The sequence below is a fragment of the Streptomyces sp. NPDC104371 genome (assembly GCF_055583785.1).
This window is the reverse complement of sequence record NZ_JBVJNF010000005.1, coordinates 56,042-81,398: the sequence shown is the minus strand read 5'-3', so window position 1 is coordinate 81,398 and position 25,357 is coordinate 56,042. Positions and strand designations below refer to the sequence as shown.

General features: G+C 72.4%; 17 protein-coding genes. 7 read left to right on the top strand and 10 right to left on the bottom strand.

Going from position 1 to position 25,357, the window contains the following annotated elements:
- Positions 1-300: 300 nt before the first annotated feature.
- Entirely contained in the window at positions 301-1,080 is a 780-nt protein-coding gene (gene lexA, locus ACZ60T_RS17460) for a transcriptional repressor LexA (protein ID WP_469666645.1), read from the top strand.
- Between the two features lie 142 nt (positions 1,081-1,222).
- On the opposite strand, the gene ACZ60T_RS17455 is transcribed toward lexA, so the two are convergent.
- The 6 genes from ACZ60T_RS17455 to ACZ60T_RS17430 form a co-directional block, all read right to left on the bottom strand.
- Positions 1,223-3,196: an ATP-dependent DNA helicase gene (locus ACZ60T_RS17455; protein ID WP_469666644.1), complete on the bottom strand. Its 1,974-nt coding sequence runs from the start codon at positions 3,194-3,196 to the stop codon at positions 1,223-1,225.
- Between the two features lie 324 nt (positions 3,197-3,520).
- Positions 3,521-4,393 carry a GNAT family N-acetyltransferase gene (locus ACZ60T_RS17450; RefSeq protein ID WP_469666643.1) on the bottom strand — a complete coding sequence of 291 codons (873 nt, stop codon included), beginning with the start codon at positions 4,391-4,393 and terminating at the stop codon, positions 3,521-3,523.
- A 39-nt stretch (positions 4,394-4,432) separates the two neighbouring features.
- Complete coding sequence (locus ACZ60T_RS17445; RefSeq protein WP_469666642.1) at positions 4,433-6,436, bottom strand: IucA/IucC family protein; 2,004 nt, start codon at positions 6,434-6,436, stop codon at positions 4,433-4,435.
- A 108-nt stretch (positions 6,437-6,544) separates the two neighbouring features.
- Positions 6,545-7,930, bottom strand: a complete 1,386-nt coding sequence (locus tag ACZ60T_RS17440; protein WP_469666966.1) for a diaminobutyrate--2-oxoglutarate transaminase family protein — start codon at positions 7,928-7,930, stop codon at positions 6,545-6,547.
- A gap of 229 nt (positions 7,931-8,159) precedes the next feature.
- On the bottom strand, positions 8,160-9,410 hold the full coding sequence (locus ACZ60T_RS17435) for an MFS transporter (protein WP_469666641.1): 1,251 nt from the start codon (positions 9,408-9,410) through the stop codon (positions 8,160-8,162).
- Positions 9,411-9,652: 242 nt separating this feature from the next.
- The gene (locus ACZ60T_RS17430) at positions 9,653-10,330 is read right to left on the bottom strand and encodes an ArsR/SmtB family transcription factor (protein WP_365623887.1); all 678 of its coding nucleotides are present in this window, start codon (positions 10,328-10,330) and stop codon (positions 9,653-9,655) included.
- 106 nt (positions 10,331-10,436) lie between these two features.
- On the opposite strand from ACZ60T_RS17430, the gene ACZ60T_RS17425 reads away from it, so the two are divergent.
- Positions 10,437-11,756, top strand: coding sequence for an MFS transporter (locus tag ACZ60T_RS17425; RefSeq protein WP_469666639.1), 1,320 nt, complete (start codon positions 10,437-10,439; stop codon positions 11,754-11,756).
- A gap of 28 nt (positions 11,757-11,784) precedes the next feature.
- Here the strand turns inward: ACZ60T_RS17425 and ACZ60T_RS17420 are convergent, their stop codons facing one another.
- The 3 genes from ACZ60T_RS17420 to ACZ60T_RS17410 all read right to left on the bottom strand — a co-directional run bounded on the left by ACZ60T_RS17420 (position 11,785) and on the right by ACZ60T_RS17410 (position 15,092).
- The gene (locus ACZ60T_RS17420) at positions 11,785-12,951 is read right to left on the bottom strand and encodes an MFS transporter (RefSeq protein ID WP_365624039.1); all 1,167 of its coding nucleotides are present in this window, start codon (positions 12,949-12,951) and stop codon (positions 11,785-11,787) included.
- A 360-nt stretch (positions 12,952-13,311) separates the two neighbouring features.
- Positions 13,312-13,758 (bottom strand): hypothetical protein, encoded by a 447-nt coding sequence (locus tag ACZ60T_RS17415; protein ID WP_365623891.1) that lies wholly within the window; start codon positions 13,756-13,758, stop codon positions 13,312-13,314.
- A gap of 101 nt (positions 13,759-13,859) precedes the next feature.
- On the bottom strand, positions 13,860-15,092 hold the full coding sequence (locus ACZ60T_RS17410) for a TIGR04053 family radical SAM/SPASM domain-containing protein (RefSeq protein WP_469666638.1): 1,233 nt from the start codon (positions 15,090-15,092) through the stop codon (positions 13,860-13,862).
- Between the two features lie 452 nt (positions 15,093-15,544).
- On the opposite strand from ACZ60T_RS17410, the gene ACZ60T_RS17405 reads away from it, so the two are divergent.
- The 5 genes from ACZ60T_RS17405 to ACZ60T_RS17385 all read left to right on the top strand — a co-directional run bounded on the left by ACZ60T_RS17405 (position 15,545) and on the right by ACZ60T_RS17385 (position 23,687).
- Entirely contained in the window at positions 15,545-19,243 is a 3,699-nt protein-coding gene (locus ACZ60T_RS17405; protein ID WP_469666636.1) for a nitrate reductase subunit alpha, read from the top strand.
- A gap of 1 nt (position 19,244) precedes the next feature.
- Positions 19,245-20,789, top strand: a complete 1,545-nt coding sequence (gene narH, locus ACZ60T_RS17400; RefSeq protein ID WP_469666634.1) for a nitrate reductase subunit beta — start codon at positions 19,245-19,247, stop codon at positions 20,787-20,789.
- Entirely contained in the window at positions 20,786-21,577 is a 792-nt protein-coding gene (gene narJ / locus ACZ60T_RS17395; RefSeq protein WP_469666632.1) for a nitrate reductase molybdenum cofactor assembly chaperone, read from the top strand. Before narH ends, narJ begins: the two co-directional genes overlap by 4 nt.
- Entirely contained in the window at positions 21,574-22,344 is a 771-nt protein-coding gene (gene narI, locus ACZ60T_RS17390) for a respiratory nitrate reductase subunit gamma (RefSeq protein ID WP_469666630.1), read from the top strand. Before narJ ends, narI begins: the two co-directional genes overlap by 4 nt.
- Before the next feature lie 116 nt (positions 22,345-22,460).
- A complete protein-coding gene (locus tag ACZ60T_RS17385; protein ID WP_469666629.1) occupies positions 22,461-23,687 on the top strand; it encodes a trypsin-like serine peptidase in 1,227 nt (408 codons plus the stop codon).
- Positions 23,688-23,798: 111 nt separating this feature from the next.
- On the opposite strand, the gene hflX is transcribed toward ACZ60T_RS17385, so the two are convergent.
- The gene (gene hflX / locus ACZ60T_RS17380; protein ID WP_365623905.1) at positions 23,799-25,292 is read right to left on the bottom strand and encodes a GTPase HflX; all 1,494 of its coding nucleotides are present in this window, start codon (positions 25,290-25,292) and stop codon (positions 23,799-23,801) included.
- Positions 25,293-25,357: the final 65 nt, after the last annotated feature.

The window sequence follows — 25,357 nt, the reverse complement described above, 5'->3', positions numbered from 1 at the left end:
GCCCTGCGCGGGCACGTCGCGCGTCGCCAGGGACGCCGCGGGACGAGGGGCCGGTTCCCGGCTCGCGGGGCTGCGGATGGCAGACTGAGCGCCGACCGCGGCGACCCGGCAGGCCGTCACCCCGGCGGTGAACAGTACAGCAATGAGCGCATTTGTCCGCAGGGGCACAGCACAGGCCATACACCCGGGTTCCTGATCACGTCAGGCATTTCGCGGTTTTTCACTCGAACGTGTGTTTGGTGCAACCTTTCGAAAGCAATTACCGTTGTGCTGCACGGGAGACCATCGAGAGGGGCCGACGTGACCACGACCGCAGACAGTGTGACCATCACTGCCCAGGACCGCCCCCAGGGCCGACTCGAGCCGGTGCATGCCATGAACGAAGCCACGAACCCTGAGGGCCCCAAGAGGTCCATGCCCGGCCGTCCGCCAGGCATCCGGGCGGACAGTTCCGGGCTCACCGACCGGCAGCGCCGGGTGATCGAGGTCATCCGGGATTCCGTGCAACGGCGGGGGTATCCCCCGTCGATGCGGGAGATCGGCCAGGCCGTCGGCCTCTCCAGCACGTCCTCCGTGGCCCACCAGTTGATGGCGCTGGAGCGCAAGGGCTTCCTGCGTCGCGACCCGCACCGCCCGCGCGCGTACGAGGTGCGCGGTTCGGACCAGTCGACCGCGATGCAGCCGACCGACACCGCGGGCAAGCCTGCCGCATCCTACGTACCGCTCGTCGGCCGGATCGCCGCCGGTGGCCCCATCCTCGCCGAGGAGTCGGTCGAGGACGTCTTCCCGCTGCCCCGGCAGCTCGTCGGCGACGGGGAGCTGTTCGTCCTCAAGGTCATCGGTGACTCCATGATCGAGGCCGCGATCTGTGACGGCGACTGGGTCACCGTCCGCCGTCAGCCCGTCGCCGAGAACGGCGACATCGTCGCCGCGATGCTCGACGGCGAGGCCACGGTCAAGCGCTTCAAGCGCGAGGACGGCCATGTGTGGCTGCTGCCGCACAACTCCGCGTACCAGCCGATCCCTGGCGACGAGGCGACGATCCTCGGCAAGGTGGTGGCGGTGCTTCGGCGGGTGTGACCCGACCGCGGCGGGCGGGCCTCTCCACGCCCGCCCCTGATCCGGGCCCCGGGACCCCTGCGCCGGTTCCGGGGCCCCATGCTGTCCGGGGCCCCGGTCGTCGCACCTTCCCTGTTCCGCCTCGTTCGCCTTCGCCGCGGCGTTACGCCTCGTTCGCCTTCGCCGCGGCATCGATCGCCGACAGCGACTTGCGTACCTGGTTGCGGTCCGTCGTGTACCAGAAGTCCGGCAGGGACGCCTTCAGATAGCTGCCGTAGCGGGCCGTGGCCAGCCGCTGGTCCAGCACCGCTACGACGCCCCGGTCCCCCGTCGCCCGTACGAGGCGGCCGGCGCCCTGCGCCATCAGCAGTGCGGCATGGGTCGCCGCGACCGCCATGAAGCCATTGCCCCCGGCGTCCTCGACCGCCTTCTGGCGCGCGCTCATCAGCGGGTCGTCGGGGCGCGGGAAGGGGATCTTGTCCATGACCACCAACTGGCAACTGGGGCCCGGGACATCGACGCCCTGCCAGAGCGACAGCGTGCCGAAGAGACAGGTCTTCGGGTCCGCCGCGAAGTTCTTGATCAACTCGCCGAGCGTCTCCTCGCCCTGGAGAAGGATCGGGAACTCGGGGATACGTGTGCGCAGTTCCTCGGCGGCGAGCTGGGCGGCCCGCATCGAGGAGAACAGGCCCAGTGTGCGACCACCGGCCGCCTGGATCAGCTCCGTCAGCTCGTCCAGCATGTCCGCGCGGTCGCCGTCCCGTGCGGGCCGCGAGAGATGCCGGGCGACATACAGGATGCCCTGCCTCGGATAGTCGAACGGGGAACCGACGTCGACGCCCTTCCACTGCGGGAGGTCCTCGCCCTCCGCACCCTCGGGGCCGAGGCCGAGGGACGCCCCGACGCCGTTGAAGTCGCCGCCCAGCTTCAGCGTGGCGGACGTGAGGACCACCGAGCGGTCGGCGAAGAGCTTCTCCCTGAGGAGCCCCGACACCGACATCGGGGCGACCCGCAGGGAGGCGCCGAAGCGGTCGTGGCGCTCGTACCAGACGACGTCCCATTCCGAGCCGTTGGTGATCCGCTCCGCCACCTCGTGCACGCTCTCCACCGAGGCCAGCGCCTGCTTGCGGACGGCGTCCTCGTCCTGGACGGACTTGTCGCGGGTGTTGCCGAGCGCGGTGATCACCGTGCGGGCGGCGTCGCGCAACGCCATCAGGGCATAGCCGAGGTCCTCGGGGATCTCCTCGAGACGGCCCGGCAGGGCCAGCTCCATCAGCCGCTCGAAGCCCTCGGCGGCCGTCTGGAGCTGGTCGGCGGACTTCTCGTCGACGAGCTTGGCGGCCCGGCGCACCGCGCGGTTGACCTGGCCGGGGGTGAGTTCGCCGGTGGCGACACCGGTCACCCGGGAGACCAGCTCATGGGCCTCGTCGACGATCAGTACCTCATGCTGCGGGAGGATCGGCGCGCCCTCGATGGCGTCGATCGCGAGCAGGGCGTGGTTCGTGACGATCACCTCGGCGAGCTTGGCGCGCTCGCGGGCCGTCTCGGCGAAGCACTCGGCGCCGTACGCGCACTTCGAGGCGCCCAGGCACTCGCGCGAGGACACCGACACCTGGGCCCAGGCGCGGTCCGAGACGCCCGGCGTGAGGTCGTCGCGGTCACCGCTCTCCGTGTCCTGCGACCACTCCCGCAGCCGCAGCAGGTCCTGCCCGAGCTTGCTGGTGGGCGCGGCTGCCTCGAACTGGTCGAAGAGGCCCTCCTCCTCGTCCTGCGGGACGCCCTCGTGCAGACGGTGCAGGCAGAGGTAGTTCGAGCGGCCCTTGAGCATCGCGAACTCCGGGCGGCGGCGCAGCAGCGGGTGCAGTGCCTCGACCGTGCGCGGCAGGTCGCGCTCGACGAGCTGGCGTTGCAGCGCCAGGGTGGCGGTCGCCACGACGACGGGCTCCCCGTGCGCGAGCGCGGGCACCAGATAGCCGAGCGACTTGCCGGTGCCGGTGCCGGCCTGGACCAGCAGATGGGAGCCGTCGTCGATGGCCTCCGCGACGGCTTGGGCCATGGTCACCTGGCCGGGGCGCTCCGTGCCGCCGACGGCTGAGACGGCTGCGTGCAGGAGTTCGGGGAGTGAGGGCTTCGTCATAGCGCGACCACCCTACGGCCCGGCGCCGACAACCGGGGCATCAACGCCGGGGCTCGTGGTGCGCTCATGGGGAGCGCGGAGGGCGGGACGGTCTTGTGGGGCGCGGGGCGCTACCGGGGGCGGGGTGTTGATGACAGGGGTAGAGGCGGCGGGACACGGTGAGCGGGACGGGCGCGGTACGGCGGAGCACGGTGATGCCGTACGGCGGGACGCGGTGAGCAGGGTGATGCGGTACGGCGGAGCGGGGCGATCGGAATCGGTTCGCGAATTTCTCAGATCTCGGGAACCGGCACCGTACGCGGCTCGTTACGGAGAGTGATAGCGCTAGAGCAGATGGCGCAGGGACCGGTCTCGGACCATCAGGGCGGCTCGCTTGTCGGGCAGGTCGGCCTCGGCGGAGAACCGGAAGCCGGCGCTCAGGAACGCGGCGATGGAGGGGGTGTTGCGAAGGTCGGGTTCCGCGATGACGCGCGCACAGGAAGGACGCCGATCCAGGACGAGGTCGGCGACGCCACGCAGCAGGGTGGAGCCGAGGCCGCGCCCGCGGTCGGCGACACCGCCGATGAGCAGGTGGATCCCGGTGTCATGGGGACGCGCCGGATAGTGGCGGGCCAAGGGGTCGAGGTCCGCCCGGTAGATCTCCCAGTAGCTCATCGGCGTGCCGTCCAGGACGCCGAGGCAGGGGATGCTGCGTCCGTCACCGGAGTGTTGCGCGCGCAGGTGCCGCTCGGTCACCGACTCGTCTCCCGCCAGGTCCCAGAAGACCGCGACGGCGGGGTCGTTCATCCAGCGGGCGACGAGCGGGAGGTCGCGGCGGGGATCCACGGGAGCGAGGCGGAAGTCGCCTGCCGGGGTGGCGATCGCGCCCCAGTCGGCGAGGCAGTCGAGGAGGTCGTCGTCCCAGGGGGCGGCGGGAGAGGTGGCGGTCGCTCGGGGTGGACGCGTGACCGTGGTGGCCGGGGCGGCGCCGCGCCGGTCCGCCTCTCCCCCGGCGCACAGGGCCATGAACTCTTCCGGCAGCTTCAGGTCGAGGGTGTCCTCGCAGTCCGAGCCGGACCGCGCGCCGCGGCTCGATCCGGATCCGGGAATCGGCCGGGCACCCGGCCCGGCACACGGTCCGGAGCCTGTGCCGGTGTCGCGCTCCGTGGCGGGGGCGGAGGCGGTGCCGGCGTCGGGGCTCGCGTCGGTGGGAGGCACGGCGACGCTCCTCTCAGGAGACGGGATGGGACATGTTCCTCAGGAATGAAGGGGGTTGGTGAGGGTGACGTAGACGGACTGGGTGTCCACCGGGCCGACGAGTTCGTCGAGGCCGTGCAGCCGGGTCAGCAGATTGGCCTTGCAGCGCAGGACGGGTGAGTCGAGCAGGCGGGCGGGCAGGGGTGTGCGCAGACGGCCGGGGCCGGAGGCGGCATCAGCGAGGAAGCGGCGGAACGCGGCGAGCAACAGCCGTTCGTCGGCGAGGTGCTGGGAGCCGAAGGCGCCGATGAGGCCGAACACGTTGTTGATGGCGAGGTAGTAGGCGAAGCGTTCGTCGGTGACCTCGTCGGAGACGAAGGTGTCGCTGTGCGCGCCGATGCCGGGCAGCCGGGCGTCGAGTTCCGCGCGGTGGGACTCACGGAAGTAGTAGCCCTGGTTGTCCCGGAAGCGACCGCCCGCGGGCCAGCCTTCGGGGTCCAGCAGGAGCAGCGTGTTCTGCTGGTGTGCCTCCAGGGCGATGCCCGCCTCCCCGTCCAGCCAGAGCACGGGGCGGACGACCTGTTCGAGATAGCGCAGGAACCACTCGGTGGCGACGGCGCCACGGGGTCGGCCGGTGCGTCCCGCGAGACGGGTGACGATCTCGGCGAGGCGGGAGTACGGGGCGGAGTGGTGCGGTCCGGCGGGGCGGGCACCGGCTCGGGGCGCGACCAGTGCCGCGATGCAGGAGGCGTCGTCCGTCGGGGCGAACGGGTTGTGGCGGATCATCACGTCCAGGCCGGGCACCGGGGTTCCGTCCAGGCCGTCGACGGCGACCCAGGCCGGATCGCGGACGATGTCGAAGCCGGGGTGCGCGGCCCGCCACTGCCTGCCGAGGCCCCGGCGCAGCAGGCGGTGTACCTCGACGCCCCGGTGGAGTTCCTTACGGAGGTGCTCACGGCGGGAGTTGGTGATGCGCAGGCCCAGTGACAGTTTCAACATCGCCGGGGCGCCCGGCTGGTGGACGGTGCGGACGGAGGAGGTGGGGTGCCAGGAGTCGCCGTGTGAGCCGAGGTCTCGGAGCAGCCCGGCGTCCAGAAGGGCGACGGCCTCGGGGCGTTGCCGGATCTCGCGTGCCTGCCAGGGGTGCAGCGGCAGCGCCGTGAAGCCGTCCGGCAGTGCGAGGGCGGGGCCTGCGAGCCGCTCGGTCAGTCGGCCCGCGGGCACCTGACGGCCGCCTTCCGTCCAGGCCGAGTCGGCCGCGACCACCGAGGGGGCGACGGCCGTCCAGTGCAGCGGGAAGTGGCCGCGCAGTTCGGGTGAGTAGCGCCGGACCTCGGTGTCGGAGAGGCCCTCGCGGCTCTTGGCCGTGGGGTGCGTCGGGTGGCCGAGCAGCAGCGCCTGCTCCGCGGTGAGGAAGAGGTCGGTTCCGTCCGTGGGGTGTGCGCGGCGGTCGGTGATGAAGACCGCGGTGAGGCGGAGGGAGTCGGCGACGCGGCTCACCAGTTCGGTGTGGTGGGCAGGTGCGGTGGCCGAGGCGGCGTGGTGGTTCGGTGCCTTCGGCTCGGTCTCCACCCCCGTGACCGTCTCCACCCCCGTGACCGTCTCGGTCTTCGTGACCGTTTCGGTCTCCGTCGCCGTCTCCCGGGCCAGGAGTGCCGCCAGCGTTGTCGCGTCCACGGGCGGGGTCGGCTCCGGTGTGGCCAGGTGGGGTGAGCCGAAGCGGTGCCAGCCGGTCGGGGACCAGTAGTGGACCGGTACGTGCAGGGCCGTGCCGCTGGCGGGGAGAGGGATGCGGAGGGTGCCGTCGGCGGGGGCCGCGAGGTCGTTCTCGCGTGCCCAGCAGCGCAGGAGGTTCTCCAGGGTCGCGGCCTGGGCCGCCGTCCAGGGGTTCGCGTCTTCCAGCGGGTCGACGGTGGCGCCGCGCAGCGGCGCGACCTCGGGGGACGCCGCCTGCTGCCGGGGGACGGTGTCGCGTTCCCGTACGAGGGCGGTGGCGGTCGGTGCGGGGTCGGGTTCTCGGGTGGGGATGTGCGGGCCGCCGTCGGGGGTGGGGGTGGCGTTCAAGGGCGTTCCTTGGGAGGTCGAGGTCGTTCCGGCTCGTCGCGCGACGGACCGGGGCGGGGCGGTACGGGTGCGAAAGCTTGGGCGGAGGGCGGTGGCGTGCGCGTGGGCTCAGGGACGTACGGGCCTGTGGGCCACCGCTGCCACAGCGTCCGCGAGCCGGTCCAGGACCGCGGCCGCCTGCTCGTCACTGATCGTCAGCGGCGGCAGCAACCGCACCACGCTCGCGTGCCGACCGCCCAACTCCACGATCAGGCCGCGCCGCAGGCATTCCCGCTGCACGGCGGCGGCCAGGGCGGGCGCGGCGGGACGCGGACCGGCGGCTTCGGGGCCCGTCAACCCCGCGTCCGGGAGGGCCGGTTCGGGTGCCGCCTCGGGGTCGACCAGTTCGACGCCGATCATCAGGCCCCGGCCGCGCACGTCCCCGATGCACGGGAACTCGGCGGCGAGTACGCGGAGTTGGGTCATCATGCGGGCACCCAGCGCGGCGGCGCGCTCGGCGAGGCGGTTCTCCCGTACATAGGCGAGGGTCGCCGCGCCCGCGGCCATGGCGAGTTGGTTGCCGCGGAACGTGCCCGCGTGGGCGCCGGGTCGCCAGACGTCGAGGTCCTCGTGGTAGACCACGACGGCGAGGGGCAGACTGCCGCCGATCGCCTTGGAGAGCACCATCACATCGGGCACCACGCCGCTGTGCTCGACCGCCCAGAAGCGGCCCGTGCGGCCCACGCCGGTCTGCACCTCGTCCGCGATCAGCGGGATCGACCGGGCCTCGGTGATCTGCCGCATACAGCGCAGCCATGCGTCGGGGGCGGGATGCACGCCGCCCTCGCCCTGGACCGGTTCGAGGATCATCCCGGCGGGGCGCGGTACGCCCGACTTGGCGTCGTCGAGCACCGACCGGGTCCAGCGGGCGGCGAGTTCGGCGCCGTACTCACCGCCGATCCCGAACGGGCAGCGGTAGTCCTGCGGGTAGGGCAGCCGGGTCACGCGGACGTCGGTCGCGCCCCCGGACGCTTCGAGGGCTCCCGCGGTCATCCCGTGGTACGCCCCGGCGAAGGCGAGGATCCCGCTGCGGCCGGTCGCCGTGCGCACCAGCTTGAGCGCGGCCTCGACGGCGTCGGTCCCCGCCGGTCCGCAGAACTGCACGCGCGCGTGGTCGGCGAGGCCGGGGGGCAGCGTTTGGAACAGCTCGGTGGTGAAGGCGTCCTTGACCGGGGTGGCCAGGTCCAGGACGTGCAGCGGGGCACCGGAGTCGAGGACGTCGCGGATCGCCTCCAGGACCACGGGGTGGTTGTGGCCGAGGGCGAGCGTCCCCGCGCCGGAGAGACAGTCGAGGTAACGGCGTCCGTCGGCGCCCTCGATGGTGAGCCCGCGCGCCCGCACGGGCACGATGGGCAGGGCGCGCGCATAAGTGCGCGCCGCGGACTCCCGTGTCGACTGCCGCCGCAGGATGCCGTCCTGCGCGGCGTACGGGGCCTCGGTTCTCTCCGCCGTCACGCGCGCCCCGCGCTCCCCCGCCGCTTCCGCGCGCCCTTCCGGTTCGCCCTCGTGCGGCACCGCCGCGGTCTGCGTCACGGTCACGACGTAGGTCCTCCCGCTCTCCAGGGGCGATGGGGCGCGGGGCAGAGCCTGGACGGCAGGCAGGCACCCCGTACCTACCAACGACGTGAGCGCCCGGGGGAAGCGGGTGAACGTGAACGGAAGATCCGGCTGGAGGCCCGGCCCGTCAGCGGCGGTGCGCGGTGACCGCGATCGCGGGCAGGACCGCCAGGGAGAGGACACCGCCGGTCAGGGCGAGCACCGGATAGCTCGCGGCGGACACGACCATGCCGGAGGCCAGGCCCCCGGTGGCGCCCGCGATCGCGATGGAGACGTCTACCAGGCCCTGGGTCCTGGCCGGGGTGGCCAGGGGTACGGCGTCGGTGATGATCGCGGTGCCGGACAGCAGACCGAAGTTCCAGCCGAGACCCAACAGGGCGAGCGCGAGCGCCAGGAGCGCGACGGAGTCGGCCGGTGCGGCGGCGGCGACGATCCCGGCCGCCAGCAGGGTGAGACCGGAGGCGGCGGCGACAACGAGACGGCCGTAGCGGTCGACGAGCCAGCCGGTCAGCGGCGAGGGAAGGTACATCGAGCCGACGTGGACGGCGATGACGAGGCCGGAGGCGGCGGTGCCATGGCCGTGGTCGTGCATATGGACGGGGGTCATCGTCATGATCGCGGCCATGACGAGCTGGGTGACGATCATCACCAGCGCGCCCAGCACCACGCCGGGGCGCCGCTGTTCGGCCGCCGCGACGGGTTCGGTCGCCGAGGAGGGGGCGGGCGCCGCCGCCTGCCGGTCGCGGGCGAGCAGGAGCGGGTCGGGGCGCAGCCAGAGGAAGAGGACGACGGCGGCCAGGAAGTACGCGGCGCCCGCCAGGAGGAAGGGCCCGGCCAGGCGGGGGATGCCGAGGGTCGCGGCGAGGTCGCCGGTGGGGGCGGCGAGGTTGGGGCCGATGACGCCGCCGAGGGTGGTGGCGACCAGGACGGTGGAGAGGGCGCGGGCGCGATGGGCGGGCGCGGCGAGGTCGGCCCCGGCGTAGCGGGCCTGGAGGTTGGTGGCGGTACCGGCGCCGTAGACGAACAGGGCGACGAACAGCAGGACGGGGCTGCCGAGCGTGGCGGCGGCGATGACGCCGACGCTGCCGAGGGCGCCGGTGAAGTATCCGGCGGCGAGCCCCGGGCGGCGGCCGTGCGCCTGGGAGACGCGCCCCACCACGAGGGCGGTGAGCGCGGACCCGGCGGTGAACAGGGCGCTGGGCAGCCCGGCCAGGTCGGTGGAGTGGAGCATGTCCTGGGCGAGCAGGGCACCGACGGTGATGCCCGCCGCCAGTCCGGCGCCGCTGAAGATCTGGGAGGCGACGAGGACGGTCAGGGTGCGGCGTTGGGCCTCTGGGTGGGCCGATATACCGGCGGTCGCGGGGGCGGTGCTCGTCACGGTGCTCCTTCGCACGGCGGCCGGGGCCGCGTCGGGCTCGGCCGGTCCACGCGGGGACGGACCGGCCGGGGTCGGGGCGGTACAGGGGTCGGGGCGCGGCAGTTCACACGGCCGACGTGCTCACACAGCCACACGTACTCACACAGCAGACGTGACTTCACGCGATCGACGCGTACGCAGCGCTGCGTTCGACGCGTACGCATCGTCGCGTTCGGCACCCGCCGCTCGCACCGGCTCCGTGCTCACACCGGCTCCCCGGCGGCCACGGGCAGGGCGGCCAGGCGCCATTCGAGCATGCCGTCGTCCAGCCGGATCGCGCGGCGGCCCAGGTCGGTCAGCAGGCGCACCGCGTCGTAGGCGAGGACACAGTACTCGCCGCGGCAGTACACGACGATCTCGATTTCCTCGGGCAACTCGTCGATCCGCTCGGCCAGTTCGCCCACCGGGATGGAGCGGGCGCCGGGGATGTGCCCCGACCGGTACTCGTCCGCCGGGCGTACGTCCAGCACCACCACGTCCCCGGCCCGTACGCGCGCGTGCAGGTCCTCCCGGCTGACCTCCCGCCCGTCGTCCTCGCCGAGGTAGGCGTCCCGGGCGACGGGTACGGCGGCCTGATGGGTCTCGGCGACCTTGCGCAGCAGCGCGAGCAGGTGGGCTACGTCGTCCCCGGCGAGGCGGTAGTGCACGCGCGTGCCCGCACGGCGGGTCGCGACGAACCCGGCCTGCTTGAGCGTCTGAAGATGCGCGGAGGCGGTCGTCAGGTTCAGTCCGGCCGCCTTGGCCAGGGCGTCGACGGTGCGCTCGCCCTGGGCCAGCAGATCCAGCAGTTCCAGGCGCTTTCCGCTGGCCAGCGCCTTGCCACTGGTCGCGAAGGCCTCGTACAGCCGCGCCTTCGCACCCCGGTCGCCGTTCTCTGTCATACGAGCCCGCCTCCACTCCTCCACAATTCCATGGAATATTGTAGAGCAGGGCGCGGGGGCCCACATCCCTCTTCACCGTTCCTGTACCGCGTACCGGAGGACCACCGTGGGCATCACCGCCGACCACCCGACACCGACGACAGACCCTGCCGCAGCCACCCCGGACAGACCACCCGTGCGGCTCGGACTGCGCGAGAACTGGCCGCAGTTCACCCTGCTCGTCGTCGTCAACGTCTGTGTGGGCGGCCTGGTCGGCCTGGAGCGCACCACCGTCCCGTTGATCGGCGCCGAGGTCTTCGGACTGACCAGCGGCCTGGCCGTCTTCTCCTTCATCGTCGCCTTCGGTGTCACCAAGGCCCTGACGAACCTCGCCGCCGGGGCGCTGACCACCCGCTTCCGCCGCAAGCAGCTCCTGGTGGCGGGCTGGCTCGTCGGCATCCCCGTGCCGTTCGCGCTCGCCTGGGCGCCGTCGTGGGGGTGGATCGTCGCGGCCAACGTGCTGCTCGGTGTCAACCAGGGCCTGACCTGGTCGATGACCGTCAACATGAAGATCGACCTGGTCGGCCCCGCCCGGCGCGGGCTCGCCACCGGGCTGAACGAGGCCGCCGGTTACGTCGCCGTCGGCGCCACCGCCCTGTTCACGGGCTACCTCGCCACCGCCTACGGCCTGCGCCCCGCGCCCGAACTCATCGGTGTCGTGTTCGTGGCCGCGGGCCTCGGCCTGTCCCTGGTCGTACGCGACACCGCCGCCCATGTCGCACTGGAACTGGCCCAGCACCCGAAGCCGACCGCCACCACCGACACCAACACCGCCACCGCCGAGCAACCCATGGGCCTCGCCCGGACGTTCGCGCGGACCTCGTGGCACGGCCGCTCGCTGCGCGGTGCCAGCCAGGCCGGTCTGGTCAACAACCTCAACGACGGCCTGACGTGGGGCGTCTTCCCGCTGCTGTTCACCGACCACGGCCTGGGACTGGCCGCGGTCGGTCTGATCAAGGGCCTGTACCCGTTGCTGTGGGGCGTCGGGCAGATCGCCACCGGCCACCTCGCGGACCGTGTCGGCCGCAAGCCGCTCATCGTCACCGGCATGTTCGTCCAGGCCGGTGGCTTCGTCCTCGCCCTCGTCCTGCTGGACACCCCGCTGCTCGCGGGCGTCCTGTCGGCGGTGGCGCTCGGTGTCGGCACCGCCCTGGTCTACCCGGCGCTGATCGCCTCGATCTCCGACCACGCCCACCCCGCCTGGCGGGCCAACGCGCTGGGCACCTACCGCTTCTGGCGTGACATCGGCTACGCCGCGGGCGCCCTGGTGGCCGGTGTCCTCGCCGACACCCTGGGCCTGAACGCCACCGTGGTCGCCGCCGCCGTCCTCACCGCCGGGTCCGGCCTCCTCGCGGCCCGCTGGATCACCGAGCACCGCCCCGCCTGATCAGTGCGCAAGCACCCGCCCCGCCTGATCAGTGCGCGGGCACCCGTCGCGTCACCGTGTGCCGTACCCCCGTCCCCGTGAAGGCCAGCGCCGCCGCGGCCACCAGCGCGAGCAGGACCAGGCCGACCGCGTACGAGCCGTACGCGCCGTACAGCGAGCCCATCACCAGCGGGGGGACGAACCCGCCGAGGCCGCCCGCCGCGCCGACGACCCCGGTGACCGAGCCGACCGTGTTCGCCGGGGCCAGCAGCGCCACCAGGGCGAACACCGCGCCGCTGCCCGCGCCGAGCGCGGCGGCCATCACGAGGAACGCGATCGTGCCGAGCGGCGCCAGTGCCGGGGTGAACGACTGGACGAAGGCTCCGGCGAGCACCGCGGCCAACGCCCCGGCCAGCACCCGCACCGGCCCCACGCGGTCCGACAGCCAGCCGCCGACCGGGCGCATCGCGACCGCCAGCAGTACGAAGCCGGCCATGCGGTTCGCCGCGTCCGCCTGGGTCAGCCCGTACCCGGTCTTCAGATACGTGGGCAGGTAGACGGAGAAGGCGACATAGCCACCGAAGGCCACCGCGTACAGGGCCGACGCCTGCCAGGTGATCCGGAGCTTCGCGGCGGCGGCCAGTCGGCGGCCCAGCGGTTCGGTGGGTACGGTCCTGCCGGGCGCGTCGCGCAGCAGCAGGGCCGCGAGGACCGCGTACGCCGCGAGGACCCCGGCGGTGAGCAGGAACGGGGTCCGCATCCCGTGCGCGTCGACCAGCTTGACGGTGGTCAGCGCGCTGATGGCGGTGCCGCCCATGCCCATGCCGAAGACGCCGATGGCCATGCCCCGCCGCCGCGGCGGGAACCAGGCGTTCACGACGGGTACGCCCACCGAGAAGGCGGTGCCGCCGATGCCGAGGAAGAAGCCCCCGACCAGCAGCGCGGCGAGCGAGGAGTGCCCGGCGAGGCCGAGATAGAGGACGGGCACGATGGTGGCCGCGGTGACCCAGGGGAACATCACCCGCCCGCCGAAGCGGTCGGTCAGCGCGCCGACCGGGACCCGGCCGAGGGAGCCGACCACGACCGGCACCGCCACCAGCAGCGACTGCTGGAACGAGGTCAGGTCCAGGCTGTCCTTGAACCGCGGGCCGAGCGGGCTGAGCAGCGCCCAGGCCCAGAAGTTGACCGCGAAGCCCACGGTCGCCAGCGCCAGCATCAGCCAGGCCCGCCCCGGCACGGAGTCGACCGACGCCTGGTCCGAGTGCTGGCCCGGGTCCGAATCCTGGCCCGGGTCCGGGTCCTGGCCTGGGTCCGAGTCCCGCTCCGCAGACGGCTGAAGCATGCCGCCCTCCCCTGTCGTACGCACGGTGGGGCGGCCCCGATCATGGGCCCGGGGCCGCAGGCCCGCCGGCCACATGCCGGTGGCCCGAAGCCACTATCGACAGCGGGACACCCGCACGGGGTGGGCCATCCGGCCCGATCACCCGACCCGGCAGTCCCCGGTTTCCGTCCGAACGGACCCGCCGGTGGAGTCACCAACACACAGCCGTATCAAGGGAGTTGGGGTGCTCGCCGGTCAGGTGACCGGCAGTGCGGCGGCGAGCAGGACGACGCCGAGCGAGCCGACCAGCGACGCCATGGCCAGGACCCGGGCCGTCTTCGGGCGGCCCTTGGCGTACGCGACGCCGTGCGCGGCCGCGGCCAGCATGACCAGCAGGAACAGGCCGAGCTTGGCGGCCAGCGTGCGCCCGTAGCCGGGGTCGGCGAGCGAGGCCCAGGTGACGCCCCGGTGCCAGGCCATGGCCCACCCGGTGGCCAACTGCACCGGCAGGAACACCGCCCCGGTCAGCAGTCCGAACCGGCGCCCGGCCGCGGACGCGAAGCTGTCCCTGTCCTGCGCCGAGAGCATCCGCCGGGCCAGCGGCAGCACCACGAGACTCAGGGCGAGCTGACCGCCGACCCACAGCACGGCCCCGGCGACATGGAGGAACCGCACCAGGGACCAGAGACCGACGGTACCCACCGCTGCTTACCTCCACCGGGCCGCGCGGGCCCTCCAACCGAACTGTTCGAGCGTACCGGGACGAGCGCCACCACCGGCCGCGGGGCCTGCCGAGCCGCTGGTCACCCGGCTTCCGGCGGCCGTCCGGACCGCACCGAGGCGAGGCCGTCCGCCAGCAGCGGGGCCAGCTCGCTCTGGTGGGGGAAGCTGCCGGGCCGGTAGCCGCACCACGGTTCCTCGGCGTACGGGTCGCCGGTGACGCCGTAGGCGCGCGAGCGGGAGCCGCCGCACACCCGGCGGAACTCGCAGGCCCCGCACCGGCCGCCCAGCCGGTCGGCGTCCCGGAGTCCGGTGAACAGCTCCGAGGTGCGGTAGATCTCGGTCAGCGGCGTCTCGCGTACGCTGCCCGCGCCGAGCGGCAGGAAGCCGCTGGGGTGCACGGTGCCGGTGTGCGAGACGAAGACGAAGCCGCGGCCCGCGTTGACGTCCAGCGGTGGCCGACGCGCCCGGCGCCCTCCCGAGGCAAGCCCCAACTCAGCGCTGCGGTCGGACAGTTGCCGGTACAGCGGGCCGAGCCCCAGTACCGCGACATGGTCCTCGCCCGCGTCGGCCAGCACCTTGCGCTGGAGTGCGACACGGCGGAAGTGGTGGGCCTCGGTCGTCTTGGCGGGCACGGTCATGCCGACGTCGTACACGAAGTTCAGGACGTCCTCGACCTCGGCCGCGGTGAGCATGCCGAGCCGGCGGCCACGCCCGGTCGGCACCAGGAAGAAGGCGCTCCACAGCATCGCGCCGTGGTCGAGGACCAGGCGGGCGATGGCGGGGAGGTCATGGAGGTTGTGCCGGGCGACCGTGGTGTTGATCTGCACCTTCATCCCGAGCGCGCGGGCGGTGTCCCAGGCGTCCAGGGTCCAGCGGTAGACCCCGTCCACGCCGCGGAATCCGTCGTGCAGCTCGGCGGTGGAACCGTCCAGGCTGAGCGAGAGCCCCACCGCGCCCGCCTCGTGCACGGCGCGCAGCCGGTCCGGGGTGAGGGTGGGCGTGCCGGAGGGGGACACGGCGACGCGGACCCCCGCCTCCTCGCCGTACGCGATCAGCTCGTTCAGATCGGGGCGCTGGAACGGGTCGCCGCCGGTGATCACGAAGATCGGGGCGGGCTGCCCGAACGCGGCGACCTGGCGCAGCAGGTCCTTCGCGGCGGCGGTGTCCAGCTCGCGCGGGTCGCGGCGGGGCACGGCCTCGGCGCGGCAGTGCACGCAGGCCAGCGGGCAGGCCCGGGTGGACTCCCAGATGACGATGAACGGCTTGTCCGCGACGTTCTGGTGCTGTCGGCGGATGGCTCGCGCACCGCTCACCGGGTCCTCCGTCTCACTGGATCCTCCGTCCCGCATGGGTGTGTGTCGTACGTCCGGCCGCCCGAGAGTCAGGGCAGACGTGGCAGGCGGCCGGACGATGACTGGTCCGGACCGTGCGGGGCGCCCGCTGCGGGGGACGACGAGGAAGACAGCCGCGCGGGCGCTCGGTGCGTTCGTACACGGGTCACCTCCGGATCAGTCGTCTGCAAGCTTCCGGCATCGACGGCGTCGGGCGCGGCGGCCGAACTTCCCTACGCCGATGGGCCGAAGGTCCCTGGTGTCGCGGGCGGGGCAGGGCCGACCGGACGGCACACTTCGTTCGGCCTGCCCGGGTGAGCAGCAAAGACCGTTCTCCACAGACGACTTGAGCCCCCGCCGAGGGGCCGACGGGCTGTCGGGCGGGGCCGTTCGGCCCCAGGCTCGCCACCGGGGCGGGACCTAGCGTGCGGTCCATGGAGAACGACACAACCGCGCCCGACCCGGAACGGCGCACCACCGAGGGCTGGCCGCTCACCGCCCGGCGTCTGTTGACCCGTCGTGAGGTCTCGGCCGACGGGCGCGCTGTCTTCGGTGCGGGCGATCCGGCGTGGGAGGGCTTCTACCGCGGGCGTTGGGCGCACGACAAGGTGGTTCGCTCCACCCATGGCGTCAACTGCACGGGGTCCTGCTCCTGGATGGTGTACGTCAAGGACGGCATCATCACCTGGGAGCACCAGGCCACCGACTACCCGTCGATCGGCACGGACTGCCCCGAGTACGAGCCTCGCGGCTGCCCGCGCGGTGCGTCGTTCTCCTGGTACACGTACTCGCCCAGCAGAGTCCGATACCCGTACATCCGGGGCGCGTTGCTGAAGCTGTGGCGCGAGGCGCGGGGGCGGCTCGGCGATCCGGTGGCGGCCTGGGCCGAGATCACCGGTGACCCGGCGAAGGCCCGCGCCTACAAGCGGGCGCGCGGCAAAGGCGGGCTGGTGCGCGCTGATTGGGACGAGGTCGCCGAACTGGTGGCCGCCGCGCAGGTGCACACGATCAAGGCGTACGGCCCGGACCGGGTGGCGGGGTTCTCGCCGATCCCGGCGATGTCGATGGCGTCCTTCGCCGCGGGCGCCCGCTTCATGTCGCTGATCGGCGGCACGCTGCTGTCGTTCTACGACTGGTACGCCGACCTTCCCGTGGCCTCCCCGCAGGTCTTCGGCGACCAGACGGACGTACCCGAGGCGGCCGACTGGTGGAACGCGGGCTATCTGGTGATGTGGGGCTCCAACGTCCCGGTGACCCGCACGCCGGACGCGCACTTCCTCACCGAGACCCGCTACAACGGCACCAAGGTCGTCGCGGTCAGTCCCGACTACGCCGACAACGTGAAGTTCGCCGACGAGTGGCTCGCCCCGCATCCCGGCACCGATGGCGCGTTGGCGATGGCCATGGGGCACGTGATCCTGCGCGAGTTCCTCGTGGACCGTGAAGTGCCGTACTTCCGGGACTACTTGCGTACGTACACGGACGCGCCCTTCCTCGTGACGCTTCGTCAGCACGGTGAGCACCTGGTGCCGGACGGCTTCCTGAGCGCCGCGGATCTCGGGGACGGCGGCGAGCACGCCGAGTCGAAGACGGTCCTGCTGGACGGTGCCACGGGTGAGCCGGTCGTCCCGAACGGTTCGCTCGGCTTCCGCTGGGGTCCGGAGGGCGAGGGTCGCTGGAATCTCGATCTCGGGGATGTCGTACCGGAGTTGAGCCTGCTGGAGCGGGCCGAGGACCGGGTGGCCGTGGCGCTGCCCCGGTTCGACGAGGGTGCCACGGAAGGCGGTTCGGCGCTGGTCCGCGGCGTTCCGGTGCGCCGGGTCGGCGGCCGTCTGGTCACCACGGTCTTCGATCTGATGCTGGCCCAGTACGGTGTGGGCCGCCCCGGTCTGCCGGGTGCCTGGCCGTCCTCGTACGACGACGCCGAGCAGCCGTACACCCCGGCCTGGCAGGAGACCATCACCTCCGTCCCGGCCGCACAGGCCGCGCGGATCGCCCGTGAGTTCGCCCGCAACGCCGAGCGCACACAAGGCCGTTCGATGATCGCGATGGGCGCGGGCACGAACCACTGGTTCCACTCCGACACCATCTACCGGGCGTTCCTCGCGCTGACCACGATGACGGGCTGCCAGGGCGTCAACGGCGGCGGCTGGGCGCACTACGTCGGCCAGGAGAAGGTCCGCCCGATCACCGGGCTCCAGCATCTGGCCTTCGCCTTCGACTGGCAGCGGCCCACCCGGCACATGGCCGGCACCTCGTACTGGTATCTCGCCACCGACCAGTGGCGCTACGAGGCCTTCGGGCCCGATGAGTTGGCGTCACCGCTGGGTGCGGGACGCTTCCGGGGCAAGGCGTTCGCGGACTGTCTCGCGCAGGCCGTCCGGCTGGGCTGGACACCCGGCCACCCCGGCTTCGACCGCAACCCGCTCGACCTCGCCGACGAGGCCGCCGACCGGGGGCGGCCGGTCGCGGGGCACATCGTGGACGAACTCACGTCGGGGCGGCTGAAGTTCGCGGTCGAGGACCCCGACAACCCCGCCAACTTCCCACGGGTGCTGACCGTGTGGCGGGCCAATCTGCTCGGCTCCTCGGGCAAGGGCAACGAGTACTTCCTGCGTCACCTGCTCGGCACCGACAGCGCCGTACGCGGCCCGGAGACGCCGCCCGAGGCGCGCCCGAAGGACGTGGTGTGGCGCGAGGAGGCACCCGAGGGCAAGCTCGATCTGCTGGTGGCGATGGACTTCCGGATGACCTCCACCGGTCTGCTCGCCGATGTCGTCCTGCCGGCCGCGACCTGGTACGAGAAGGACGATCTGTCGTCCACCGACATGCACCCCTTCGTGCACGCCTTCACTCCGGCCATCGCCCCGCCCTGGCAGGCCCGTACGGACTATGACACGTTCCTCACGATCGCCGACCGGTTCAGCGAGCTGGCCGCCGAGCACCTCGGCACCCGTACCGACGTCCTGGCCGTGCCCCTGGCGCACGACACCCCCGACGAACTCGCCCAGCCCGGCGGGGTCGTGCGCGACTGGAAGGCCGGGGAGTGCGCGCCGGTCCCGGGCCGCACCATGCCCAAGCTGGTCACCGTCGAGCGGGACTACGCGGCCGTCGCCCAGAAGATGCGCGCCGTCGGCCCCCTGCTCGACACGCTCGGGACGACCACCAAGGGTGTCACCGTCAGACCCGGCCGGGAGATCGAGGAGTTGCGGCACCGCTGCGGCACGGTCCGCGAGGGGATCGCCGAGGGCCGTCCCTCGCTGGCCACCGCCACCGACATGTGCGAGGCGATCCTGGCCCTGTCCGGCACCACCAACGGGCGCCTGGCGACCGAGGGGTTCCGGGAGCTGGAGCGGCGCACCGGCAGCGCGGGGCTGGCCGCACTCGCGGCCGAACGCGAGGCCGAGCGGATCACCTTCGCCGACACCCGCACGCAGCCGCGCGCCGTCATGACGTCGTACGAGTGGTCGGGCTCGGAGACCGGCGGGCGCCGCTACTCGCCGTTCGTCATCAACGTCGAGCACAAGAAGCCCTGGCACACCCTCACCGGCCGCCAGCACTTCTTCGTCGCCCATGACTGGATCGCCGAACTCGGTGAGCAACTACCCGTCTACCGGCCGCCGTTGAACGCGCCGCGGCACTACGGCGACGAGCACCTGCACGACGCGGGCCGCGCCGAGGTGACCGTCCGCTATCTGACGCCGCACTCCAAGTGGTCGATCCACTCCGAGTACCAGGACAACGCCTATATGCTCGCGCTCTCCCGCGGCGGGCCCGTGATCTGGATGTCCACCGCCGACGCCGAGAAGATCGGCGTACGGGACAACGAATGGATCGAGGCGTACAACCGCAACGGCGTCGTCGTCGCCCGCGCCGTGGTCACCCACCGTATGCCCGAGGGCACGGTGTACATGTACCACGCCAAGGACCGCACGGTGAACGTCCCGAAGGCCGAGGTCACCGGACGGCGCGGCGGCGTCCACAACTCCCTGACCCGGCTGCTGCTCAAGCCCACCCATCTCGCGGGCGGCTACGCGCAGTTCACCTACGCCTTCAACTACTACGGCCCGACCGGCAACCAACGCGACGAGGTCACCGTGATCCGGCGTCGCTCGCAGGACGTGGAGTACTGACATGCGCGTCATGGCACAGATCGCGATGGTGATGAACCTCGACAAGTGCATCGGCTGTCATACGTGTTCGGTCACCTGCAAGCAGACGTGGACCAACCGGCCCGGTGTCGAGTACGCCTGGTTCAACAACGTCGAGACCAAACCGGGTGTCGGCTATCCGCGCCGCTACGAGGACCAGGAGCGCTGGAAGGGCGGCTGGACCCTCGACGCGAAGGGGAGGCTGGTGCTGCGCTCGGGCGGCCGGGCCGAACGGCTGCTGTCGCTGTTCGCCAACCCCGATCTGCCGGGCATCGAGGACTACTACGAGCCGGTGACGTACGACTACGACAACCTGGTGAGCGCGCCCGCCGGGCCGGACGCCCCGGTCGCCCGCCCCCGCTCGGCCCTCACCGGTGAGCCGACGGCGATCACCTGGGGCGCCAACTGGGAGGACGGTCTCGGCGGAGCCCCCGAGAACGCGGGCAACGACCCCAATCTCACGGGCGGTTGGGCGGAGAAGGTGCGGTTCGAGTTCGAGCAGACCTTCCTGTTCCATCTGCCGCGGCTGTGCGAGCACTGCCTCAACCCGGCCTGTGTCTCGGCGTGTCCGTCGGGCGCGATGTACAAGCGGGTCGAGGACGGCATCGTCCTGGTCGACCAGAACCGCTGCCGCGGCTGGCGGATGTGCGTGACCGCGTGCCCGTACAAGAAGGTCTACGTCAACCACGCCACCGGCAAGGCCGAGAAGTGCACCTTCTGCTTCCCGCGCGTCGAGGCGGGCCTGCCCACCGTGTGCTCCGAGACCTGCGTGGGCCGGCTGCGCTACCTCGGGCTGCTGCTCTACGACGCCGACCGGGTCGGCGAGGCGGCGGCCACTCCCGGTGAACGGGACCTGCTGGAGGCTCAGCGGAACGTCTTCCTGGACCCGCACGACCCCGAAGTCCGGGCCGCCGCACGGGAGTCGGGCATCCCCGAGGACTGGCTGGAGGCCGCCCGCCGCTCCCCCGTGTACGACCTCGTGTCGCGGTACAAGGTGGCGCTGCCGCTGCATCCGGAGTACCGCACCCTGCCGATGGTCTGGTACGTCCCGCCGCTCTCCCCGGTCCTCGACGCCGTGAGCGGGGCGGGCGGTGACCAGGACGACCCCGACCATGTCTTCGCCGCCGTCACCCGACTGCGCATCCCCCTCGACTACTTGGCGAACCTGTTCACCGCCGGGGACACGGACGTCGTCGCCGGGGTGCTGATGAAGCTCACCGCGCTGCGCTCGTACATGCGCGCACGCTCGCTGGGCGAGGCGGGCGACGAGGCCGTCCTCAAGGCGGTCGGCCTCACCGCGCGGGAGGCCGAGGACCTGCACCGGCTGCTCGCGGTGGCCAAGTACCGGGAGCGGTACGTCGTTCCGGCCGCTCACCAGGAGGACGCCGCCGCGCTGACCGCGCTGGAGAACCGCTGCCCGGTGGAGTCCTCCGGCGATCCCGGGTCCGCCGGGGGCCGCCGCGTCATGCTCGGCATCCCCACCCAGCGCCACCGCCCGCCCGACGCCCCCACCGGAGAGCACTCATGAGTCCGCGGCCCGCCCCCGACCGCACCCGACTGCGGGCAGCCGCGCGCCGCCCGGCCCGGCTCACGCCCGAGGAGGCCGAGGAGCGCGCCCTGCTGCTCCGGCTGTGCTCGCTGCTGCTCCAGTACCCCGATGCCGAACTGGCCGGCGCCCGGCCGGTGTTCACCACCACCGTCCAGGCGCTGCCGCCGTCCCCGTCGGCCGGGCAACTGGCCGCCTTCACCGCCTGGTTCACCGATCAGGAACCCCAGGCGCTGGAGCGGCACTACGTCGAGACGTTCGACCTGCGCCGCCGGAGCAGCCTCTATCTCACGTACTACCTGCACGGCGACACCCGGCGTCGCGGCATGGCCCTGCTCGCCCTGGCCCAGCGCTACCGGGCCGCCGGTTGGGAGAGCGACGGCGGTGAACTGCCCGATCACCTCCCGGTGGTCCTGGAGTTCGCCGCCCTCACCGGGCACCGCGCGGGCGAGGCGCCGCTGCGGCAGCACCGACGGGGCCTGGAGCTGATCCAGCACGCGCTGACCGACGCCGGTTCGCCCTACCGGCACGTCCTCGCCGCGCTGCTCGCCCTGCTGCCCCCGCCCACCGAGGCGGACCTCGCGGCCGTGGCCGAACTGGCCGCGCAGGGCCCGCCGCAGGAGGACGTCGGCCTCGACCCGTACGGGGCGGGTGAGTTCGCGCCGCCGGGCACCTTCGTCCCGCCGCACCCGGCCCCGCCCACCCTCATGCCGCCCCTCTCACCTCCGGAAGGCATGCCGTCCTTCTCACCCCCGGAAGGCCTCCGATGAGCACCACGGGATCCCCTTTGGCCGCCGCGAGCGGAGGCGATCTGCTGCTGTGGGTCGCCGTCCCCTACATCTGTCTGGCCGTGTTCGCCGTCGGGCACGTCTGGCGCTACCGGCACGACCAGTTCGGCTGGACCTCCCACACCAGCCAGCTGCTGGAGCACCGCTGGCTGCGCTGGGGCAGCCCGCTGTTCCACCTCGGCGCGTTCATGGTGATCGCCGGGCATGTGGTGGGCCTGGCCGTGCCCGCCTCCTGGACCGAGGCCGCCGGGATCGGCGAACACGCCTACCACACCACGGCGGTGTGGGCGGGCTCGGTCGCGGGCACCGCCATGGTCGCCGGGCTCGGCATGCTGTGCGCCCGCCGTCTGCTGACCCGGCGAATCCGGCTGGGCACCGACCGCAGCGACAAGCTGCTCTTCCCGCTGCTGTCGGCCACCGTCCTGCTCGGCATCGCGGCCACCGCCGCACACAACCTCGTCGGCCCCGGCTACGACTACCGCGCCACCGTCTCCGTCTGGTTCCGCGGGATCTTCGGCCTCCAGCCCCGGCCCGAGGCGATCAGCGACGCCCCGCTGCTCTTCCAACTCCACGCGCTGACCGCCTGTCTGCTCTTCGCGGCCTGGCCGTTCACCCGCCTCGTCCATGTGTGGAGCGCCCCGGTCGGCTATCTGGTCCGCCCCTATCTGGTCTACCGGAGGCGTGCCACGACCCCGCCGCCCGTCTCGCGCGGCGCCGCCGCCTCCGTGACCCGAGCTGATCACCTGTAGCGGAACCGTTGCCGTACGGCCTGAAGTCCCCCACACCGACCGAATAGTGTGTGGTGCCCACACAGCATCACCGTGTGTGGTGCCCACACAGGTTCATCCCAGGGGGAGTTCACACCATGCGACCCATACGCCCACTCTTCGCCGCCCGCCGAGAAGGGAGCGTGCGCCGTCGAACCTCCCCCGTGCTGGCGGCAGTCGGCCTCGCCGCGGCGCTGGCGCTCACCACGACCGCGTGCGGCCCGGACGGCGACGCCGACGCGGAGGGCAAGCCGACCCCGGTGGCGTCCGCGGCGGGCAACGACAAGATCAAGATCCCGGACGAGCTGAGGAAGAAGCTCAAGGAGCACGGGATCGACATCGACAAGTGGAAGAACGGCGCCTGGAAGAACTGGAACAAGGACGACTGGCTGCGCGAGGCGGACGAATACATCAACCCGATCATCAAGGGTCTGTGGGACCCGGACCGGATGCGCCGGGCCGAGGACCCGGACCGGGGCGTCGACGACAACGACCTCTCGGGCGACCAGGGCGTCACGGACCCGACCCCGGCCCCGGTGAAGGCACGGGCCGTCGCGGCCTCGTACCACCAGAACGCGCCGACGGCCGGCAAGGTGTTCTTCGACTCCCCCAAGGGCACGATGGTGTGCTCCGCGACCGTCGTCCAGGACCCGGCGCACCCGGGCAAGTCCAACCTCGTGTGGACGGCCGGTCACTGTGTGCACGCCGGTAAGAAGGGCGGCTGGTACCGCAACATCGCGTTCGTGCCGTCGTACAACAACTCCGGTAAGCCGACCGCCGCGTTGAAGAACGCGCCGCGGGAGGAGATCGCCCCGTACGGTGTCTGGTGGGGTGACTGGGCCCAGACCTCGGACCAGTGGATCGAGCAGGGCGGCGAGACCGGCGGCGACGGCGCGGCGTACGACTACGCCGTCATCCATGTGACGCCGGAGAAGGGCGGCGACGGCAAGTCCCTGGAGGAGACCGTCGGTTCGGCGCTTCCGGTGAACTTCAACGCGCCCGCCGTGCCGAAGGCCGCCGACATCACGGCGACCGGCTACCCGGCCGCGGCGCCGTACGACGGCCAGACGCTCTACCAGTGCCAGGACAAGCCGGGCCGGCTCTCGATCGTGCGGACGGACCCGACGATGTACCGCGTCGGCTGCACCATGACGGGCGGCTCGTCCGGCGGCGGCTGGGTGGAGGCGGGCGCGGACGGCAAGCCCGCGCTGGTCTCCAACACCTCGATCGGCCCGGTGCAGGCGGGCTGGCTGGCGGGTCCGCGGCTCGGCCCGGTGGCCAAGGGCGTCTACGACTCGGTCAGCAAGAAGTTCGCGGGGCGGTGACGCTGCCGCGGAGCGCTTGACGCGTGACGCTTGACGTACTCGATGCGTGAAGAAGGCCCGTCCCATTGGGGGCGGGCCTTCTTCGTGGGTGCGTCAGGGCTTCGTGGTGGGTCAGAGCGCGGCTGCGGGCGTGTACGGCGCCAGTTCCGCGGCCAGTTCCTCGTGCACCCGCGCCTTGAGCAGCGTGCCCTCCGGGGTGTGCTCCTCGGAGATCACCTCGCCCTCGGAGTGGGCGCGGGCCACCAGTCGGCCGTGCGTGTAGGGCACGACGGCCTCGATCTCGACCGAGGGCCGCGGCAGCTCGGCGTCGATGAGCGCGAGCAGCTCGTCGATGCCCTGGCCGCTGCGGGCCGAGACGACGATGGAGCGCTTCTCGTTGCGCTGGAGCCGCTGGAGGACCAGCGGGTCGGCCGCGTCCGCCTTGTTGATCACGACGATCTCGGGGACGTCGGTGGCGCCGACATCCCTGATCACCTCGCGCACGGCGGCGAGCTGCTCCTCCGGCACCGGATGCGAGCCGTCCACCACGTGCAGGATCAGGTCGGAGTCGCCGACCTCCTCCATCGTGGAGCGGAACGCCTCGACCAGGTGGTGCGGCAGATGCCGGACGAAGCCGACGGTGTCCGCGAGCGTGTACAGCCGCCCGCTCGGGGTCTCGGCCCGGCGCACGGTGGGGTCCAGGGTCGCGAACAGCGCGTTCTCGACCAGGACGCCCGCGCCGGTGAGGCGGTTGAGCAGGGAGGACTTGCCCGCGTTGGTGTAGCCCGCGATGGCGACCGAGGGCACCTTGTGACGGCGGCGCTCCTGGCGCTTGATCTCGCGGCCGGTCTTCATCTCCGCGATCTCCCGGCGCATCTTCGCCATCTTCTCGCGGATCCGCCGCCGGTCCGTCTCGATCTTGGTCTCACCGGGACCACGGGTCGCCAGACCGCCGCCGCTGCCGCCGCCCATCTGCCGGGACAGCGACTGACCCCAGCCGCGCAGCCTCGGCAGCATGTACTGCATCTGCGCGAGCGCGACCTGGGCCTTGCCCTCACGGGACTTGGCGTGCTGGGCGAAGATGTCGAGGATCAGGGCCGTACGGTCGATGACCTTGACCTTGACGACGTCTTCGAGGTGGATGAGCTGGCCGGGGCTCAGCTCACCGTCGCAGACGACCGTGTCGGCTCCGGTCTCGATGACAATGTCCCGCAGCTCCGCGGCCTTGCCGGACCCGATGTAGGTCGCCGCGTCCGGCTTGTCACGGCGCTGGATCACGCCGTCGAGCACGACCGCGCCCGCGGTCTCCGCGAGGGCCGCCAGCTCGGCGAGGGAGTTGTCCGCGTCCTGCACGGTCCCCGAGGTCCACACCCCGACGAGCACCACGCGCTCCAGGCGGAGCTGGCGGTACTCGACCTCGGTGACGTCCTCGAGTTCGGTGGAGAGGCCCGCGACGCGGCGCAGCGCCGCCCGCTCGGAGCGGTCGAACTGGTCGCCGTCCCGCTCTCCGTCGATCTCGTGGCTCCAGGCGACGTCCTCTTCCATCAGGGCATCGGCCCGAAGACCCTCGGTGGTGGTGCGCGCGAAGCGCTTGGTGTCCTGGGAAGGGGAAGAAGAGGAGGTCATTGGGTCCTTACGTCGAAGGGGATTCCGTTGGCGGTAACGAGCCGCGAGCCGCTGCGGGCCTGCGG

Coding starts and splice junctions, on each gene's coding strand:
- narH (WP_469666634.1), top strand. CDS start 19,245: ATGCGCGTCATGGCACAGATCGCGATGGTGATGAACCTCGACAAGTGC.
- ACZ60T_RS17430 (WP_365623887.1), bottom strand. CDS start 10,330: ATGACAGAGAACGGCGACCGGGGTGCGAAGGCGCGGCTGTACGAGGCC.
- narJ (WP_469666632.1), top strand. CDS start 20,786: ATGAGTCCGCGGCCCGCCCCCGACCGCACCCGACTGCGGGCAGCCGCG.
- ACZ60T_RS17405 (WP_469666636.1), top strand. CDS start 15,545: ATGGAGAACGACACAACCGCGCCCGACCCGGAACGGCGCACCACCGAG.
- narI (WP_469666630.1), top strand. CDS start 21,574: ATGAGCACCACGGGATCCCCTTTGGCCGCCGCGAGCGGAGGCGATCTG.
- hflX (WP_365623905.1), bottom strand. CDS start 25,292: ATGACCTCCTCTTCTTCCCCTTCCCAGGACACCAAGCGCTTCGCGCGC.
- ACZ60T_RS17420 (WP_365624039.1), bottom strand. CDS start 12,951: ATGCTGGCGCTGGCGACCGTGGGCTTCGCGGTCAACTTCTGGGCCTGG.
- ACZ60T_RS17385 (WP_469666629.1), top strand. CDS start 22,461: ATGCGACCCATACGCCCACTCTTCGCCGCCCGCCGAGAAGGGAGCGTG.
- ACZ60T_RS17455 (WP_469666644.1), bottom strand. CDS start 3,196: ATGACGAAGCCCTCACTCCCCGAACTCCTGCACGCAGCCGTCTCAGCC.